The organism is Stenotrophomonas sp. YJH_SMC_17 (assembly GCF_059371655.1).
In genome coordinates this window covers 923,619-939,297 of record NZ_JCAFUU010000001.1, presented here as the reverse complement: position 1 = coordinate 939,297, position 15,679 = coordinate 923,619, and the positions used below count along the sequence as shown (strand labels likewise).

The following is a 15,679-nucleotide window of genomic DNA, read 5'->3' as shown; positions in this document are numbered from 1 at the left end:
AAAGTGTGCTCACGGCGGAGTGGGGTGTACCGCGATACCGGCGGCGCGGAAGCGGGCGGCCAGTGCCGGTGGTGCCGATGTGGTCAGCACCAGGTCGTCGATTTCGTCCAGGCTGGCGATCTGCCAGTGGCCGCGGGCACCCAGTTTTTCCGTGGTGGCGGCGACGATGATGCGGCTGCTGCAGGCCACCATCGCGCGCTTCAGCGTGGCTTCTTCGGCATCCATCGCCCACACGCCGGTGTCACCGTCCACCGCGCAGGGGCCGGGCAGGTACACGTCGGCACGCAGGCGCTGCACCTGGGCCAACGCCTCGGCGCCGACCGCACCGCCACCGCTGGCCAGGCGCCCGCCGATCAGCTGCACCGAGGTGCCTTCGAGCATGCTGGCGGCGGTGGCGATCTGCGGGGCGTTGGTGATCACCGTCAGGCCAAGGGCGGCCGGCAATTGCTGGGCGATAGCCAGGTTGGTTGAACCGGCATCGAGCAGTACGACCTGGCCGGGGTGCAGCAGCGCGCAGACGCGGGCGGCCAGCTCGGCCTTGTCGCTGCGGTCGCGGGTCAGGCGCTCGCGCAGCGGGCGTTCCTTCGGTGGCGGCAGCACGGCGCCGCCGTAGACACGCTGGCACAGGCCCTGCGCAGCCAGCTCGCGCAGGTCGCGGCGGATCGAATCTTCGGAGACGGCATAGCGGCGCGCCAGTTCGGCGGCGACCACGCGGCCGAACTGGCGCAGTTCCTCGAGGATCTGCCGGGTGCGCTGGGCGGGGAGGGGGCTGGGATCGGAGCTCATGCCGCAAGTCTGCGCGTTCGTGCATAAACGTGCAACAACGTGCACATGGCCGTGGGCGACACAGGTCGGCTGGACTGCCGGTGAATCCGCCCGCGCCTACGTCTATGGATCGCTCTCCCAGCCCGGCATCATGGCGGGGCACCTGGCATGGAATCCCTGATGTCCCCCACCGTTCACCGCAATCTGCGCATCGGCGCGAACCAATACACCGGCCAGAAAGTGGTCGACCAGCAGTTCCACGAATGCGATTTTTCCGGTGCCGACCTGACCGCCACCGAGTTCATCAACTGCAGCTTCTACGATGCCGACAGCCGCGCCGGCTGCCGCTTCAACGGCGCCATGCTGAAGGAAGCCAGTTTCCGCAGCTGCGACATCAGCATGTGTCACTTCAATTTCATCAAGGCGTTGGGCCTGGAGATCAGCGAGTGCCGCGCGCAGGGCGCGGATTTCAGCAACGCCAGCTTCATGAACCAGATCACCGCGCGCAGCGGGTTCTGCAGTGCGTTCATCAAGAAGTCGAACCTGCGCTATGCCAACTTTTCGCGGGTGACGCTGGAGAAGTGCGAGCTGTGGGAGAACCGTTGGGACGGTGCGAACGTGAGCGGCGCCAGCTTCGCCGGTTCGGACCTGTCCGGAGGCCAGTTCGAGGGCATCGACTGGAACAGCGCGAACTTCACCGACTGCGACCTGACCAACTCGGAGCTGGGCGAGCTGGACCTGCGCAGCACCAATCTGCGCGGCGCCACGCTGGATGTGCAGCAGGTGGCGCTGTTGATGCAGCGCATCGGCATCACGGTGGTGCCGTAGGCATCACCCTGCGTACGCCACCCAGCCCCTGAAGCTGAAGCCTGCGTAGAACAGCTCCACATCGTCGAAGCCGGCCTCCTGCAGCAGGGCGACCTCCTGCTCGGGCGCCAGCAGCGGCAGCCGCTCGGCAATGGCTTCGACCGCGCGCCGTGCATCGGCGTGTGCCACGCCGGATGCTTCAGCGAACGCCGCGTAGCGCTGCAGCCAGCGCAGCTTGCCGGCCGGATCCTGCGGCACGCTGTGATGCGCCGCGGCGCGCAAGTGGCATTGCGTGCCGCTGCCGCATCGTCGCGGCCAGTTGCCGGGCGTGCGCGTGGTGGCGGATGCGATGGTCCCGCATTGCCAGCTCAACGCAGCGCGCGCGCCAGCACCTGCCAGATCCTCGGGTCCTGGCACTGCGAAACGTTGAAGCGCAGATAGTCGGCCGCGCGCTGCGATTGGCTGAAGGCGTTGCCCGGGGCCAGCACGATGCCTTCGCGCAGGCATTGCCGTGCCAGCGCAGCGGCGTCGCGGCCATCGGGAAGCTGGCACCAGAGGAACAGGCCGGCTTCCGGTTGCAGCCACGGCGTGATGCCCAGCGTGTGCAGTTTCCGCAGTGTGTGCCGGCGCGCATCAGCCAGGCGCGAGCGCACCGATTGCATGTGGCGACGATAGCCGCTGTCGGTCAGCGCGATGCGCATCAGCTGCATCGCCAGATGGCCACCGCCGAAGCTGGTGGCCAGCTTCAGGTCGGTCAGCGCTTCGATCCAGTCGTGGCGTGCAGCGATGTAGCCACAGCGCGAAGCGGCCGACAGGGTCTTGGAGAAACTTCCGACGTGGATCACTCGCGACAGCCCATCGAGCGCGGCCAGTCGCGGCGCCGGCTGCAGTTCGAAGTCGGCGAAGATGTCGTCCTCGACGATGATCAGTTCGCTGCGTTCGGCCAGGCCCAGCAGGCGGTGTGCGGTGCTCGCGGAAAGCACCGCGCCGGTCGGGTTGTGCAGGCCGGAATTGGTGATGTACAGCCGCGGCGAATGCGCCTGCAAGGCCTGCGCGAATGCTTGAAGATCCGGGCCGGTGTGCGTGTAGGGCACACCCACCGCTTGGACCTGGTGTGCCTTCAGCAGCGCGTGGTAATTGAAGTAGCTGGGATCATCGACCAGCACGCAGTCGCCGGGCTTGAGCAGGAAGCGGCAGATCAGGTCGACCGCATGGGTACCCGATTCAGTCAGCAGGATCTTCTCCATCGGTGCGTCGATGCCCAGCGTAGCGCTGCGCCGTTGCAGCAGCTGGCGCAATGCGGGCAACCCGAGTGGGCCCGCGTAGTCGACCAGATGCGCGGCATCGACACGCGCCAGCCGACGCAGGCCACGGCGCATGCCGTCCTGGTACAGCCAGTCGCTCGGCATCCAGCCACAGCCTGGCTTGAGGTGCCCGGCCGGCGTTTCCAGCGATTGCCGCGATACCCACAGCGGGTCGACCGCGCGATCCAGCCGCGGTTCCATTTCGGCCAGCGCGAGCGGTGCGGCCGGCCCGCTGACGTAGAAGCCCGACCCGGCACGCGCGCTGATCAGCCCTTCGGCGGCCAGGCGCTCGTAGGCCTCGACCACGGTGGAGACCGACACGCCCATCGTTGCCGCCTGCGCGCGTACCGAAGGCAGGCGCGAGCCGGGGCCATCCACCCGTGCACTGATGCGGGCGCGCACGGTCTGGATGACCGATTCGATGCGGGTAAGTGGGCGTGACATGGCGAAAGTGTGCTGGAAGTGTCGGCAGTACAGTTATTTGAAACTGTACTGGATTGTAGCTGGGGGGCGGGGCCCGCAGGTGCTTCCATGGAGATCCCGCCGGGCGCCGCCCGGCACCCCGGAGCACAGGCGTGGAACGGTCGGCGAGTGGTTGGATCAATGGATTCATTGGCGTGGTGATCTTTGCCGGCTCGCTGCCGGCCACGCGCCTGGCGGTGCTGCAGCTGGACGCCGGATTCGTCACCGCTGCCCGCGCCACCATCGCTGCGGTCCTCGGCCTGGGCCTGCTGCTGATACTGCGCCAGCCTTGGCCACGGCGCAGCGACCTGCCCGGTCTGGCGCTGGTCAGCCTCGGCGTGGTGGTTGGCTTCCCGCTGCTGACCGCGCTGGCCCTGCGTCATGCGTCGTCCGCACACACCATCGTGTTCCTGGGGCTGTTGCCGCTGAGCACTGCCGTGTTCGGCGTGCTGCGCGGTGGCGAGCGGCCGCGCCCGGCGTTCTGGTTGTTCTCGTTGCTGGGCAGCGCCTGCGTGGTCGCCTATGCCGCGCGCAACGGCATTGAAGCCTCGTTGCAGGCCGACCTGCTGATGCTGGCGGCGATCGTGGTATGCGGCCTCGGTTACGCCGAGGGTGGCCGGCTGGCCCGCCACCTGGGCGGCTGGCAGGTGATCAGCTGGGCGTTGCTGCTGGCGATGCCGGCGATGCTGCCTTTGGCGCTACTGATGCGCCCGGCCTCGTTCACGGCGGTGGGCGCCACGGCGTGGTGGGCGCTGGGCTACGTCGCAGTGTTCAGCATGCTGCTCGGCTTCCTGTTCTGGTATCGCGGGCTGGCGCAGGGGGGCATCGCCGCCGTCGGACAGCTGCAGCTGCTGCAGCCGTTCTTCGGCCTGGCTCTGGCCGCACTGCTGCTGCACGAGTCGGTCAGCCTCAGCATGGTGCTGGTGACCGTGGTTGCCGTGATCTGCGTGGCAGGCGCCCGTCGCTTCAGCCGCTGACCTGCGGTGGCTTGCCGTCATCCCGTTGTCGTTTCCCGATCACGCCGCCTATGCCCGCCCGGGCCTAGTGTTGATCGTCCCCGTCCCCCACGGAGACCCGCCATGTGGCTGCTCGACCATCTCTGGCCCGGCCGTAAGCCGCTTCCTTCCCCGGTCGTGGACGTACCGCAGGCACCGCCCCGCCGGCCCTGGCTGAAACGACCCGCACGGGCGGGACGCAGCGGCATGGCGCCCTGGCAGAAGGTCGCCGCGCCGCTACGGCGCACCCACCACTAGGCGATGCGGTCGGCCGGGTGGTTCACCCCGTCGTTGACCGGGATCACGCCCAGAGCGAACGGATCGATACCTTCCAGGCAGGCCACGTTATAGCCGTACTGGTCAGGGTTGGAGCGCCGCCGGTGATGGGTGTAGATGCCGCACACGCCGCAGAAATAGTGCTCGGCCACGTGCGTGTTGAACTGGTACAGCTGCAGGTGGCCCTGCCCGCGCACCACCTGCAGGCCCGCGCGGGCAACGCTGGCGGCGATGGCGCCCCGGCGCCGGCACATCGAGCAGTCGCAGCGGCGCGGGTCGACGATGCCATCGGGCAGGTCCAGCAGCAGTTCGACCGTGCCGCAGTGGCAGGTCGCGCGGTGCTGGGGTTGGACCGGAACGCCGGCCACGGACGTGATACCCATCGTTGCTCCTGTGCAGTGGAAACGGATCGCCTCGACCGTCGCAGACGGTGCGCCGGCGTGCCTGAACGGACCGTAGATGCCACGCTGATGCGGCTTGTGGCTAACTATGCGGCTTGAAGACCGCGACAGGATGCCAGTGAAAGCCGCAGGACGTTGGATGACAGGAAGTGCCATGGCGCTGGCGGCGCTGTGGGTGACCGGGTTGCTGGCGTATCAGTTGCCGGGGCCGGGCTGGCTGAGCACCAGCGTGGCCGTGCTGTGGCTGCTGGTTGCACTGGGGGTGTCGTGGCGGGTTGCGCGAGGCCTAGCCACGCGCCGCCTGGGCATGGCATTCGGGGGCGCGTTGGCGCTGGCCGCGCTGTGGTGGCTGTTGCTGACCCCGCGCCAGGACCGGGTGTGGGCCGATGACGTGGCCCAGCGCCTGCACGTGGTGTCCTTCGATGGCCGCCGCGTGGTGTTCGACAACGTGCGTGATTTCACGTGGCGCACCGAGAACGATTACGACGCGCACTGGGTGCGCCGCGCGTACGACCTGGACCAGCTGCGCTCGGCCGACCTCGTCCTGTCGTACTGGATGGGACCGGCCATCGCCCATACGCTGGTCTCGTTCGGTTTCGAGGATGGCCGCCATGTGGTGTTCTCGCTGGAGATCCGCAAGGAACGCGGTGAATCGTTCTCGGCGCTGGGCGGCTTCTTCCGCAAATTCGAGATGACCCTGGTGGCCTCGGAGGAGACCGATATCATCCGCACCCGCACCAACGCGCGCGGCGAGGATGTCTACCTGTACCGGCTGCACGGCATGGACCACACGCAGCTGAAGGCACTGTTCGCGGCCTACATCGAACAGGCGCGTGAACTGGATGCGAAACCGGGCTTCTACAACACGCTGACCAGCAACTGCACCACCATCGTCTTCGACCTGGCCCGCCACATCGCGCCGCGCCTGCCGCTGGACTACCGGCTGCTGCTGTCCGGCTATCTGGCCGAGTATGCGCAGGAGGTCGGCGCGCTTGCTCCGGGCGTGCCGTACGCCGAACTGCATGACAAGGGACGCATCACCCAGCGTGCGCTGGACCTGGGCGATGGCCCGCACTTCTCCACCGTGATCCGCCAGGGCGTGCCCGGCACCGAGCAGGACCCGCAGTAATGACCCACTCCTTCCCGTCCCGCTGGCAGCGCCTGCTGCCGGTGTTGTTCGCCGCCTTCCTGCTGCTGGGCAGCAGCGGCTGCGCGATGGTCACCGTCAAACAGGTCACCTCCAGCGATTCGCTGGTCAACAAGCGTGCCGACGTGCTCAACACCGGCAAGCTCAGCCCGGCCGCGCGCGAGACGCTCAGCGCAGCAGGCTTGGACGAGTCGCAGTGCGAAAAGGACTTCCTGGTCTGTCGCAGCACGCTGCTGATGACCGACGATCTCAATGTCGAGCAGCGGTTGTCGGCGCTGTCCGAACTGTGGGTGAAGGCAGCGCTGGCGCTGACCCCGAAGAAGACCGCTGCCGGCGATCCGCCGATGAGCGATGCGGCGCTGGATGCCTGGCTGGAAGCGGCGCGTTACGCGTACGCGTATCTGTTCTACAGCGGCAGGTCCCCATCCGACCGTGCCTTCGAGGACCGGCAGACGCAGGTGCGCGACTACTACAACTACGCGGCCGAGAAAGCAGCGGTGGTGCTGTTCGTGCGTGCGCGTGGGGCGGCACTTGCCGGCGAGGACTACACGAAGCCGGTCTCGGTCGGCAGCTGGTCGCTGGCCTCCAACTACCAGCAGTTGAACCTGAAGAGCATCCCGGCGCAGCTGGTGCCGGCCGGTACCGTCAGCTTCGTCGGCCTGCGCAGCACCTATCGCCGCGATGGTTTCGGCGCCGAGCTGGTGATGGTGATGGATCCGCCGAAGCTGGTCGCACCGGTGATCTCACCCGATGGCCCGAAGGCCGAGAGCACGCAGGACGACGGCGACGACGCGCACCGTGGCCGCCGCCATCGCCATGACGACGCGGTGCCCGAGTTCAGCGAGATGTCCTCGATCAACGTTACCGCGCTGCTGCGCTTCGAGGGCAGCAGCCTGGAAGACGTGATGCGCACGCGCCGGGTCGAGCTGGATGCCTATTCGCCGGAAGCCACCGAGCGCATCACCCTGCACGGCGAACAGGTGCCTCTGGCCGGCAACTTCACGGCTGCCTACGGCCTGTGGCTGGCGCAGAGTGGCTTCGCGCGGCAATCGCTGCGCACCCTGTTCGGCATGAGCGAGGGCATCGGCGAACCGCACATCTACCTGATGCAGCCTTGGGACCCGAACCGGCGCATCATCTTCATGCTGCATGGCCTGGCCAGCAGCCCGGAAGCATGGGTGAACCTGGCCAACGAGATCATGGGTGATCCCGAGCTGCGCCAGCAGTTCCAGGTCTGGCAGGTCTACTACCCGACCAATGCGCCGATCGCACTGAACCGCTACGAGATCGCCAATGCGTTCAACGATACGCTGAAGCATTTCGACCCCAACGGCAGTACGCGTGCATCGAAGGACATGGTCTACATCGGGCACAGCATGGGCGGCGTGCTGGCGCGCCTGCTGGTCAGCGATTCGGGCGACGTGCTGTGGAATGACCTGCTGGCCAACTACGACCTGAAGGGTGAGCGCCTGAAGCGGGTGCAGAACAAGCTGGGGCCGTTGCTGCACTTCAAGGCCCAGCCGAACGTGGAGCGTGCGATCTTCATCGCAGCGCCACACCAGGGCACCGACATCGCCGGCAACAAGGTTGGTCGCCTGATCGGTCGCCTGGTGCGCCTGCCGCTGACCATTCTCGGCAAGTTCGAGGATGTGTTCATGGCGCTGGCGCAGGCCGAACAGCAGGTTGATGGCACCGCCAAGCCGAAGATCCCCAACAGCATCGACAACCTCAAGGCCAGCGATCCGTTCGTGAAGGCGGCCGCGCAGCTGCCGATCGAAGCGGGCCTGAAGTACCACTCGATCATCGCCCAGCGCAAGCCGGAACTGCCGGTTGAGAAATCCGATGACGGGCTGGTGCCGTACTGGAGTGCACACCTGCCGGGCGCGCTGTCGGAGAAGGTGATCATTTCCGGCCACAGCGTGCAGGAGACCCCGCAGGCGGTGCTGGAAGTGCGCCGCATCCTGCACCGGGACATCGATGACATGGGGACTGGCACCCGGTAGTGCCGGCCGCTGGCCGGCAATCCCGCAATGCGGCGTCGCTACACCCGCCTGGCGATCAGCGTGGCCAGCATGGCCAGGCCGAAGGTGATCACCAAGCACAGCAGGTAGCCGGTGTGTGGTGCCGATTCCACGAACAGCGCGAACAAGGTGCCGGAAACCGCCAGCGCGGTGGTCACTGACAGCGCTTCGCTCAGCTGCAGTGCCGAGGTGTTGGCACCCTGCTCATGCGGCGCCGACAGCGACAGCGTCAGCACCGACAGGCTGGCGTAGATCATGCCCATGCCGAAGCCGGTCACGGCCCAGCCAAGCAGCGACACCGGCAGGGGCACCACGTTGAACAGCACGGCCAGCGTGGCGGCGATGCCGACGGTCATCAATGACGTACCCGTGCGCAGCAGCTGCTGGCGCGACCAGCCGCGCTGCTGGTGGCCCTGCAGCCATGAACCGGCGAACCAGCCCAGCGCGCCGAGGCTGAGCACGGCGCCGGCCCAGCTGGGCAACAGTCCGCGTTCGCGCTGCAGCAGCAGCGGCAGATAGGCCTCGCACGCGAAGAACGCTGCAGCCGCGATGCCACGCAGCGCGATCACGCTGGGCAGGCCACGGCGCAGCATCAATGTGCCGGCCGGCAGCAGACGGTGCACGCAGAACAGCAGCGCCAGCATCGCCATGCCGATACAGAGCAGGGCCGCTGCTCCCTGCTGCTGGCCGCCGAAGTACAGCAACAACGCTGCCAGCGAGGCACCGCTGGCCCAGCGCACCACCTTGCCGCCTCCATCATCGGCGCTGCCGGCAGGACTGGGCTGCATGCGTGCCAACGCAGGGCGCAGCAGCAGGGCCGCCGGAACCGCCAGCAATGGCACCGCAAGGAACACCCAGCGCCAGCCCAGGTGCTGCACGATCAGGCCGCTCAACGCCGGGCCGACCATCGATGGCACCACCCAACCGGCCGAGAAGGCGGCGAATACCTTCGGCCGCAGGTGCTCGGGGTAGCTGCGGCCGACCATCACGTACAGCGAAACCGAGATCGCGCCCGCGCCGAGGCCCTGCAGCAGCCGCCCCGCCACCAGCATGCCCATGCGCATCGCGAAGCCAGCCAGCAGCAGGCCCAGCACGAAGCAGCCCAAGCCGTACCACAACGGTCGCGCCGGGCCATGGCGGTCGGCCCAGCGTCCGGCCAGGGTCATGCCGATCACACTGGTGGCCAGGGTGCCGCCGAAGGCAAGGGCGTACAGGCGCAGGCCGTCCAGTGCCACGGCCACGGTCGGCATGGCGGCGGCCACCGCCAAGGCCTCGAAGGCGTGCAGCGCGACCAGCGCGACCATGCCGAGGGTGGTCGCGCGGTAGTGCGCTGACAGGATCGAGGAGTCGGCCGGCAGGCTGGCGTCGGCGGGTGAGAGAGTCTGGGTCATACGGGTCGGATGCGGGCCGCGCTTGTCAACAGGCAGCGAAGATAGCAGCATGACACCTCAACTGCAGTTGAGGTCAAGCAATGGTGTCCCAGGAACTGAGCGTTGGCGAAGTCTCCCAGCGCAGTGGCGTGGCGGTTTCGGCGCTGCATTTCTACGAGCGCAAGGGGCTGATCAGCAGCCTGCGCACTTCGGGCAACCAGCGCCGCTACAGCAGGGATGTACTGCGCCGGCTGGCGGTGATCCGCGTGGCGCAGCGCGTGGGCATGCCGTTGGACGCGGTCGGCCGTGCGTTCGAAAGCCTGCCCGATGGTCGCGCACCGACCAAGGCGGACTGGGCCAAGTTGTCCGCGCGCTGGCGCACCGAGCTGGAAGAACGCATCCACATGCTGCAGCTGCTGCGCGATGAACTGACCGGTTGCATCGGTTGCGGCTGCCTGTCGCTGCAGCGCTGCCGCCTGGCCAACCCGGGCGACGTGCTGGGCGAACGCGGCGATGGCCCGATGCGCTGGGAGTGAGCGAAGAAAGGGTCGCGCTCCCGGTAGCACCGGGCCATGCCCGGCGGATCACCAGACCGTGATCGTCTCGCCGCTCTGGATGCCTTCCACCGCGCGCTGGAAGGCCAGTGCGGCGCGTTGCGCGCTTACCGCTTCAAAGCCCGGGAAGTAGGGGCCGTAGGCCGCCATGGATTCGATCAGCACGTTCGGGCTGACCACGTTGATGCGCAGGCCGCGCGGCAGCAGCTCGAGTGCGGCGGCACGCACGAAGCCTTCCAGTGCGGCATTCACCGAGGTGGCGTTGACGCCGTCGCGGATCGGTTGTGCGCTGACGATGCCGCTGGTCAGGGTGATCGAGCCGCCGCTGTTGAGATGGTGCTGCGCGGCCAGTGCCAGCCGCACCTGGCCCAGCAGCTTGTCCTGCAGGCCCAGGTTGAACTGCTCGGGCGTCATGTCCTGCAGCGGACCGAAGTGCAGTTTGCCGGCGGTGGAGATCACCGCATCGACCGGCCCGGTGCGGGCGAACAGTTCGGCGACGCTGGCGTCGTCGGTCAGGTCGACGCGCAGTTCGCCGCTGTTGCGGCCGGCGGCGACAATCTGGTGCTGTTGGCCGAGCTGTCGGGCGACTGCCTGGCCGAGGGTGCCGCTGGCACCGACGAGGAGAATCTTCATGGCCGTTCCTTGCGTGAGGGAGTGAGCGCAGTCTGCGCCGTCACAGTGGGGTTAGGTAAGCGGCGTATGATTCGCAGATTCCTAACTCTGGATTAGTAATGGATACCCTTCGATGCATGCAGGCCTTCGTCGCGGTAGCTGAGCGCGGCAGCTTCGCCGGTGCCGCCGAACAGCTGCAGGTGTCGGCGGTGATGGTCGGCAAGTACATCCAGCAGCTCGAGGCGCACCTGGGTACCGCGTTGCTGCAACGGAACACCCGTCGCCAGCGTCTGACCGAAGCCGGCGGCGCTTACCTGGCCGGTTGCCGGCAGGTGCTGGAGCAGGTGCAGCAGGCCGAGGCCGACGTCGCCGGCCTGCAGGTTCAACCGCGCGGACTGCTGCGGGTCAGCGCACCCACCACCTGGGGCAGCTGCGTGCTGGCGCCGCAGCTGGCCAGCCTGCTGCACGCGCAGCCGCAGTTGAACATCGAACTGGATCTGAGCAACCGCCGTGTGGACCTGATCGAGGACGGCTTCGACGTGGCGATCCGGGTCGGACCACTACCGTCGCAGGAGGTGGTGGCGCGGCCGCTGCCGCCGTATGCAATGAGCCTGTGTGCGGCGCCAGCCTACCTGCGCCGGCGCGGCACGCCGCGTACGCCCGCGGATCTGCAGGGGCATGATTGCCTGAGCCACCTGGCCTGGCGCGGCGGCCACGGTTGGCAGCTGGCCAACGGCGAACACGTGGACTGGGAGGCGCGCCTGACCTGCAATGATGGTGTTGCACTGCGCGAAGCCGCCGTAGCCGGAGCAGGGCTGGTGCTGCAGCCGACCGCGCTGCTGGCCGGCGAGATCGCGGCAGGGCGGTTGAAGCCGCTGCTGCGCGACTACCTGCCCGAACCCCGGCCGATGCACCTGATCTACCTGCCTGACCGCAGGCCGCGCCCGCGGTTGCAGTGCTTCGTCGATTTCGTCATGACCACACTGGGGCAATGAGCATCCACGCATGGCGTGGATGACGGTGGGTGCCGACCGTTGGTCGGCACGCATCGGGATCAATCATTCGCCGCAGACAGTTCCTGCCCACGCACCTGCGCAGCGCGCAGCGCCGTGTCCACCAGCGCCTCGAAGCCACCGGCCTGGAAGCTCTCGATCGCGGCCTGGGTGGTGCCGTTCGGCGAGGTCACGCGGCGTCGCAGTTCAGCCGGGTTCTCACCGGCTTCATCAAGCATGCGCGAGGCGCCCAGCAGGGTCTGCACCACCAGCGTGCGCGCGGTGTCGGCTGGCAGGCCCTGGGCAATGCCAGCCGCTTCCATCGCTTCGGCCAGCAGGAATACATAGGCCGGCCCACTGCCGGAGACGGCGGTGACCGAATCCATCAGTGTTTCGCTGTCGATCCACACGGTGCGCCCGGCGCTGGCCAGCACCTGCTCGGCCAGCGCGTGCTGTTGCGTATCGACCGACGGTGTGGCGTACAGACCGGTCACACCGGCGCCGAGCAGGGCGGGGGTGTTGGGCATCGCGCGCACTATCGGCAGATTGCCGCCCAGCCAGCGTTCCAGCTGCGCACTGGTGATGCCCGCGGCAATCGACACCACCAGCGGCCGGTTCGCCTGGGCCAGTTCCTGCAGCGACTGGCAGACATCGCGCAGCACCTGCGGCTTCACCGCCAGCAGCCAGGTACCGCCCTGTGCGGCGGCATCGGTTGCGTTGTCATGTACCTTCACGCCGAAATCGGCAGCCAGCGACTCGCGCAGTGCGGCCACCGGTTCGGCTACATGGATGTGCGCGGCCGGCATGCCCTGGCGGATCAGGCCGGCGATCAGGCTGCGCGCCATGTTGCCGCCGCCGATGAAGGTGATGGAATCAGCTGCCATGGAAATCTCCTTGAAAAGTCAGGCCGGGCGTGGGCGCGCACCGAACAGGGCGGTACCGATCCGCACCAGGGTGGCACCTTCGGCGATGGCTTCAGCGTAGTCGCCGCTCATGCCCATCGACAGCGTGTCCACCTGCGGGTGCTGGGCCGCCAGTGATTGGAAAAGTGTGCGCATGCGCACGAACGCGTCGTGGCGACGCTCGGCCTCGGGCCACGGCGCGGGAATCGCCATCAGCCCGCGCAGGCGCAGGTTCGGCTCGGCGGCAATCGCGGTGGCCAGTTCCTCCACCTGCTCCGGTGCGCAGCCGTGCTTGCTGGATTCGTCGTCGATGTTGACCTGGATGAGCACGTTCAGTGGGCCGCGCGCCACAGGGCGATGGCGCGCCAGTGCGGCGACCAGCTTGAGCCTGTCCACGCTCTGCACCCAGTCGAAGTGGAGGGCCACGGACTCGGCCTTGTTCGACTGCAGGTGGCCGATCAGGTGCCACTCCAGCGCCAGATGCTGCAGCGCCTGCATCTTGGCCAGCGCTTCCTGCACATAGTTCTCGCCAAAGGCGTGCTGGCCCTGCGCGGCCAGCGCGGCCACGGCTTCGGCCGGCTGGGTCTTGGACACCGCCAGCAGGCGTGGGTCGGGCCTGCCCGCGGCCTCGGCGGCGGCATGCAGGTTGCTCAGGATCTGGGGCAGGGGAGTGGCCACGTAACGCGTTCCGTTGAATCAGGAGGCTATACTGCCGCCCGGGGAAAGATCCTTCCAGTCGAAGCCGTTATTGGGGAGTAGCCGCTCATGGATATCGCCGAACTGCTGGCGTTTTCCGTAAAGAACAAAGCGTCCGACCTGCACCTGTCCGCAGGCCTGCCGCCGATGATCCGCGTTGACGGCGACGTTCGCCGGATCAACATCCCGGCCCTGGACCACAAGCAGGTCCATGCGCTGGTGTACGACATCATGTCCGACAAGCAGCGCCGCGATTACGAGGAATTCCTCGAAGTGGACTTCTCCTTCGAGATCCCGTCGCTGGCGCGCTTCCGTGTGAACGCGTTCAACCAGAACCGTGGCGCCGGTGCGGTGTTCCGTACCATTCCGTCCGAGGTGCTCACCCTCGAGGACCTGGCCTGCCCGCCGCTGTTCCGTGAAGTGATCCAGCAGCCGCAGGGCCTGATCCTGGTGACCGGCCCGACCGGCTCGGGCAAGTCGACCACGCTGGCGGCGATGATCGACTACATCAACAAGAACGAATACGGCCACATCCTCACCGTAGAGGATCCGATCGAATTCGTGCACACCTCGCAGAAGTGCCTGATCAACCAGCGCGAAGTGCACCGCGATACGCATGGCTTCAACGAAGCACTGCGCTCGGCGCTGCGCGAGGATCCGGACATCATCCTGGTGGGCGAACTTCGCGACCTGGAAACCATCCGCCTGGCGCTGACCGCCGCGGAAACCGGCCACCTGGTGTTCGGCACCCTGCATACCAGCTCGGCGGCCAAGACCATCGACCGCATCATCGACGTGTTCCCGGCCGGCGAAAAGCCGATGGTGCGCTCGATGCTGTCCGAGTCGCTGCGTGCGGTGATCTCGCAGGCGCTGCTGAAGAAGGTCGGCGGCGGTCGTACCGCAGCGTGGGAAATCATGGTCGGCACCCCGGCCATCCGCAACCTGATCCGCGAGGACAAGGTGGCGCAGATGTACTCGGCCATCCAGACCGGCCAGCAGTACGGCATGATGACCCTGGACCAGCACCTGCAGGACCTGGTCAAGCGCAGCCTGATCACCCGCAACCAGGCCCGCGAGTACGCCAAGGACAAGCGCCTGTTCGAGTAAGGCGGGGCAACCACGGGCGGCGTGCACCAGTGCGGCGCCGCCCCCGTGCTGTTTCCTCCATCGACCGTTACCTGGTAAACCGCTTTCCGGGAGCCCGCCGTGAACACCACCGCGACCACCATCGATTTCACTTCGTTCCTCAAGCTGATGGCGCACCAGCGCGCCTCGGACCTGTTCATCACTGCGGGCATGCCGCCGGCGATGAAGGTCAACGGCAAGATCTCGCCGATCACGCAGACGCCACTGACGCCGCAGCAGAGCCGCGACCTGGTCCTCAACGTGATGACCCCGGCACAGCGCGAGGAATTCGAGAAGACCCACGAATGCAACTTCGCCATCGGCCTGTCCGGTGTCGGCCGCTTCCGTGTCAGCTGCTTCTACCAGCGCAACCAGGTCGGCATGGTGCTGCGTCGCATCGAGACGCGCATTCCGACCGTGGAAGAACTGAGCCTGCCGCCGATCATCAAGACGCTGGCGATGACCAAGCGCGGCATCATCCTGTTTGTCGGTGCTACCGGTACCGGTAAATCGACTTCGCTGGCGGCGATGATCGGCTACCGCAACCAGAACTCGACCGGCCACATCATCACCATCGAAGACCCGATCGAATTCGTGCACAAGCACGAGGGTTGCATCATCACCCAGCGCGAGGTCGGCATCGATACCGACAGCTGGGAGGCTGCGCTGAAGAACACCCTGCGCCAGGCGCCGGACGTGATCATGATCGGCGAGGTGCGTACCCGCGAGGGCATGGACCACGCCATCGCGTTCGCCGAAACCGGCCACCTGGTGCTGGCCACGCTGCATGCCAACAATGCCAACCAGGCGATGGACCGCATCGTCAACTTCTTCCCGGAAGACCGGCGCAACCAGCTGTTGATGGACCTGTCGCTGAACCTCAAGGGCGTGGTCGCGCAGCAGCTGGTGCCGTCGCCCGATGGCCGCTCGCGCAAGGTGGCGATGGAGATCCTGCTGGGCACGCCGCTGGTACAGGACTACATCCGCGACGGCGAGATCCACAAGCTGAAGGAAGTGATGAAGGACTCGGTCCAGCTGGGCATGAAGACTTTCGACCAGAGCCTCTTCGAGCTGTACCAGGCCGGCGAGATCAGCTACGAGGACGCGCTGCGCTACGCCGATTCGCAGAACGAGGTGCGCCTGCGCATCAAGCTCAGCCAGGGCGGCGACGCGCGCACCCTGTCGCAGGGCTTGGATGGCGTGGAGATCTCCGAGATCCGGTAACCCGCAGATCTGTAGAGTCGACTGTC

The 15,679-nt window shown here is 67.2% G+C and carries 14 protein-coding genes and 2 pseudogenes; 8 read left to right on the top strand and 8 right to left on the bottom strand.

Features of this window, described 5'->3' with window-relative positions:
- Positions 1 to 9: 9 nt before the first annotated feature.
- Entirely contained in the window at positions 10 to 786 is a 777-nt protein-coding gene (locus AC5P8Z_RS04475) for a DeoR family transcriptional regulator (protein ID WP_164082440.1), read from the bottom strand.
- Positions 787 to 945: 159 nt separating this feature from the next.
- On the opposite strand from AC5P8Z_RS04475, the gene smqnr reads away from it, so the two are divergent.
- Complete coding sequence (smqnr, locus tag AC5P8Z_RS04470) at positions 946 to 1,593, top strand: SmQnr family pentapeptide repeat protein (RefSeq protein ID WP_286071111.1); 648 nt, start codon at positions 946 to 948, stop codon at positions 1,591 to 1,593.
- A gap of 3 nt (positions 1,594 to 1,596) precedes the next feature.
- Here the strand turns inward: smqnr and AC5P8Z_RS04465 are convergent.
- Together AC5P8Z_RS04465 and AC5P8Z_RS04460 are read right to left on the bottom strand one after the other, a co-directional pair.
- A pseudogene (locus AC5P8Z_RS04465) lies at positions 1,597 to 1,842 on the bottom strand (methyltransferase); the annotation flags it as partial.
- A 98-nt stretch (positions 1,843 to 1,940) separates the two neighbouring features.
- Positions 1,941 to 3,320 (bottom strand): aminotransferase-like domain-containing protein, encoded by a 1,380-nt coding sequence (locus AC5P8Z_RS04460; RefSeq protein ID WP_286071112.1) that lies wholly within the window; start codon positions 3,318 to 3,320, stop codon positions 1,941 to 1,943.
- Positions 3,321 to 3,451: 131 nt separating this feature from the next.
- Here AC5P8Z_RS04460 and AC5P8Z_RS04455 point away from each other — a divergent pair, with 131 nt between their 5' ends.
- Entirely contained in the window at positions 3,452 to 4,315 is an 864-nt protein-coding gene (locus tag AC5P8Z_RS04455; RefSeq protein WP_164082437.1) for an EamA family transporter, read from the top strand.
- 272 nt (positions 4,316 to 4,587) lie between these two features.
- On the opposite strand, the gene AC5P8Z_RS04450 is transcribed toward AC5P8Z_RS04455, so the two are convergent.
- A complete protein-coding gene (locus tag AC5P8Z_RS04450; RefSeq protein ID WP_164082436.1) occupies positions 4,588 to 4,992 on the bottom strand; it encodes a GFA family protein in 405 nt (134 codons plus the stop codon).
- A 172-nt stretch (positions 4,993 to 5,164) separates the two neighbouring features.
- Between AC5P8Z_RS04450 and AC5P8Z_RS04445 the strand changes: the two genes are divergently transcribed.
- Positions 5,165 to 6,139, top strand: a complete 975-nt coding sequence (locus AC5P8Z_RS04445) for a lipoprotein N-acyltransferase Lnb domain-containing protein (protein ID WP_164082468.1) — start codon at positions 5,165 to 5,167, stop codon at positions 6,137 to 6,139.
- A complete protein-coding gene (locus AC5P8Z_RS04440) occupies positions 6,139 to 8,160 on the top strand; it encodes an esterase/lipase family protein (protein WP_286071114.1) in 2,022 nt (673 codons plus the stop codon). The genes AC5P8Z_RS04445 and AC5P8Z_RS04440 overlap by 1 nt, the downstream gene beginning before the upstream one ends.
- Positions 8,161 to 8,198: 38 nt before the next feature.
- Here AC5P8Z_RS04440 and AC5P8Z_RS04435 read toward each other — a convergent pair whose 3' ends face one another.
- Positions 8,199 to 9,620, bottom strand: coding sequence for an MFS transporter (locus tag AC5P8Z_RS04435; protein WP_495228239.1), 1,422 nt, complete (start codon positions 9,618 to 9,620; stop codon positions 8,199 to 8,201).
- A 29-nt stretch (positions 9,621 to 9,649) separates the two neighbouring features.
- On the opposite strand from AC5P8Z_RS04435, the gene soxR reads away from it, so the two are divergent.
- Positions 9,650 to 10,084 carry a redox-sensitive transcriptional activator SoxR gene (gene soxR / locus AC5P8Z_RS04430; RefSeq protein ID WP_164082433.1) on the top strand — a complete coding sequence of 145 codons (435 nt, stop codon included), beginning with the start codon at positions 9,650 to 9,652 and terminating at the stop codon, positions 10,082 to 10,084.
- A 48-nt stretch (positions 10,085 to 10,132) separates the two neighbouring features.
- Here soxR and AC5P8Z_RS04425 read toward each other — a convergent pair.
- A pseudogene (locus AC5P8Z_RS04425) lies at positions 10,133 to 10,762 on the bottom strand (short chain dehydrogenase); the annotation flags it as partial.
- A 71-nt stretch (positions 10,763 to 10,833) separates the two neighbouring features.
- Between AC5P8Z_RS04425 and AC5P8Z_RS04420 the strand changes: the two are divergent.
- Positions 10,834 to 11,709: a LysR substrate-binding domain-containing protein gene (locus AC5P8Z_RS04420; RefSeq protein ID WP_164082431.1), complete on the top strand. Its 876-nt coding sequence runs from the start codon at positions 10,834 to 10,836 to the stop codon at positions 11,707 to 11,709.
- Between the two features lie 59 nt (positions 11,710 to 11,768).
- Here AC5P8Z_RS04420 and proC read toward each other — a convergent pair whose 3' ends face one another.
- Both proC and AC5P8Z_RS04410 read right to left on the bottom strand, forming a co-directional pair.
- Positions 11,769 to 12,590 (bottom strand): pyrroline-5-carboxylate reductase, encoded by an 822-nt coding sequence (gene proC / locus AC5P8Z_RS04415; RefSeq protein WP_286071117.1) that lies wholly within the window; start codon positions 12,588 to 12,590, stop codon positions 11,769 to 11,771.
- 18 nt (positions 12,591 to 12,608) lie between these two features.
- Positions 12,609 to 13,286, bottom strand: a complete 678-nt coding sequence (locus AC5P8Z_RS04410; RefSeq protein WP_495228236.1) for a YggS family pyridoxal phosphate-dependent enzyme — start codon at positions 13,284 to 13,286, stop codon at positions 12,609 to 12,611.
- A gap of 87 nt (positions 13,287 to 13,373) precedes the next feature.
- Here AC5P8Z_RS04410 and AC5P8Z_RS04405 point away from each other — a divergent pair, with 87 nt between their 5' ends.
- Positions 13,374 to 14,411, top strand: a complete 1,038-nt coding sequence (locus tag AC5P8Z_RS04405; RefSeq protein WP_004147099.1) for a type IV pilus twitching motility protein PilT — start codon at positions 13,374 to 13,376, stop codon at positions 14,409 to 14,411.
- A 99-nt stretch (positions 14,412 to 14,510) separates the two neighbouring features.
- A complete protein-coding gene (locus AC5P8Z_RS04400) occupies positions 14,511 to 15,653 on the top strand; it encodes a PilT/PilU family type 4a pilus ATPase (protein WP_005415539.1) in 1,143 nt (380 codons plus the stop codon).
- The last annotated feature ends 26 nt before the right edge of the window (positions 15,654 to 15,679 follow it).